This window comes from Streptomyces sp. NPDC048331, from assembly GCF_043201215.1.
Lineage (GTDB): Bacteria > Actinomycetota > Actinomycetes > Streptomycetales > Streptomycetaceae > Streptomyces.
Genome location: NZ_JBICYT010000100.1, coordinates 1 through 2275, shown reverse-complemented (window position 1 = coordinate 2275; position 2275 = coordinate 1). Strand labels below are relative to the sequence as shown.

Genomic DNA, 2275 nt, shown 5'->3' with positions numbered 1-2275 from the left:
GGACAAGCCAACTACGCCGCCGCCAACTCCTTCCTCGACGCCCTCGCCCAACACCGCCACACCCACGACCTCCCCGCCCAATCACTCGCCTGGGGCTTCTGGGAACAGAACAGCGGCATGACCGCCACCCTCGGCGAAGCCGACCGCTCACGCATCTCCCGCCAGGGTGTTCTGCCCCTGGGATCGGAGGACGGCATGGCTCTGTTCGATCTCGCGGGCCGGGTGGGCGAGGCGGTCATGCTGCCGATGCGCCTGAACTTCGCGGTGCGTCCGGCGGTGGTCCCGCCGGTTCTTCGCAAGCTGGTGTCCACCGGACGGCGCAGCGCCGTCGGTGCGGCGGGAGCCGCGGCCGGCGGCGGCCTGGTCCGACAGCTCGAGGCGATGCCCGAGGAAGACCGGTTCGACGCGGTGCTGGCCGTCGTCCTCGGTGAAGTGGCGGCCGGGCTGGGCCATGCGTCGGCGGAGTCGGTGGGCGCGGACCGGTCCTTCCAGGAGCTGGGCTTCGACTCTCTCATCGCGGTGGAGCTCCGCAACCGGCTGAGTGAGATCGCCGGGGTGAAACTGCCCAGCACCCTGGTGTTCGACTACCCGACCCCCCGGGAGCTGGCCGGATACCTGACGCGGACGCTCGGTCCGCGGCAGGCGTCCGCGAGCGAGCTGCTGTTCCGGCAGATCGCGGGTATCGAGTCCATCCTGGCCGGCATCAGCCCCGGCGAGGTCGATCTCGTCCAGGCGAGGGAGCGGTTGCGCGACCTCTTCTCCCAGCACAGCGAGGCGGAAGCCGCGGACGGCGGAGCCGCCCAGTCGGGGTCGCTGCTCGGGTCGACGGACGACGAGCTCTTCAAGTTCCTCGACGAGGAACTCGACCTCTAGACACGTGCTGTTCGGCGTTGCCCGCGGAGCGTTCCGCGGGCGACGCCCCCCGATGCTTTCAGGCGATGCGACGTAGGAATGAGCGAGGCGCAGATGTCCAACGAGGAAAAGTTCCGGCAGTACCTGGCCCGGACGGCCGAGGAACTCAAGCAGGTGCGTTCAAGGCTGCGGCAGGCCGAGGACCGGTTCCACGAGCCGGTGGCGATCGTGGGTATCGCCTGCCGTTACCCGGGTGGTGTCACCGACCCCGAGGGCCTGTGGAACCTGGTCGCCGAGGGCCGTGACGGCATCGGCGGCTTCCCCGAGGACCGCGGATGGGACCTGGAGAACCTCTACCACCCCGACCCGGACCACCCCGGAACCTCGTACACCGACCAGGGCGGATTCCTCTACGAAGCGGCCGAGTTCGACCCCGCGTTCTTCGGGATCAGCCCCCGCGAGGCCCTCGCCATGGACCCCCAGCAACGACTCCTGCTGGAAGCCTCCTGGGAGGCCGTCGAGCACGCCGGCATCGACCCCACCACCCTGCGCGGATCCCGCACCGGCGTCTTCACCGGCCTGATGTACTACGACCACCTCCAGCGCCTGCGCGATGTGCCGGACGACCTCGAAGGTTTCATAGGCAACGGCAACGCGGGCAGCATCGCGTCGGGTCGGGTGTCGTACACGTTGGGGCTGGAGGGTCCGGCGGTGACGGTGGACACCGCCTGCTCGTCCTCGCTCGTCGCCCTGCACTGGGCCGTCCAGGCACTGCGCTCCGGCGAGTGCGACTACGCCCTCGCCGGCGGTGTCACGGTGATGGCGACCCCCGCCACCTTCGTCGGCTTCTCCCGCCAGCGCGGGCTGGCCATGAACGGCCGGTGCAAGTCGTTCGCCGAGTCGGCGGACGGCACCGGCTGGGGCGAGGGTGTCGGCATGCTGCTGGTCGAGCGGCTTTCCGACGCCCGTCGCAACGGACACCACGTACTGGCCGTCGTACGAGGAACCGCCATCAACCAGGACGGCGCCAGCAACGGACTCACCGCACCCAACGGCCCCTCCCAGCAGCGCGTCATCCAACAGGCCCTCGCCAACGCCAGGCTCACCCCCGCCGACGTCGACGCCGTCGAAGCCCACGGCACCGGCACCACACTCGGCGACCCCATCGAAGCCCAGGCACTCCTCGCCACCTACGGCCAGGACCGCCCCGAGAACAGCCCCCTGTGGCTCGGCTCACTGAAGTCGAACATCGGCCACACCCAGGCCGCCGCCGGCGTCGGCGGCATCATCAAAATGGTCCAGGCCATGCGCCACGGCATCCTGCCGAAGACCCTGCACGTCGACGAGCCGACCTCCCACGTCGACTGGACCGCCGGCGCCGTCGAACTCCTCACCGAGAACCGGCCGTGGGAGACCACCGAGG

2 protein-coding genes are annotated in these 2275 nt (G+C 70.1%); both read left to right on the top strand.

The window, feature by feature from the left end; genetic code table 11:
• A partial coding sequence (locus ACGFYY_RS42305) for a phosphopantetheine-binding protein (protein ID WP_393717972.1) occupies positions 1-873 on the top strand: 873 nt, incomplete at its 5' end.
• Positions 874-966: 93 nt separating this feature from the next.
• Positions 967-2275, top strand: a 1309-nt coding sequence (locus tag ACGFYY_RS42300) for a type I polyketide synthase (RefSeq protein WP_393717970.1), incomplete at its 3' end; no start/stop codon positions are given.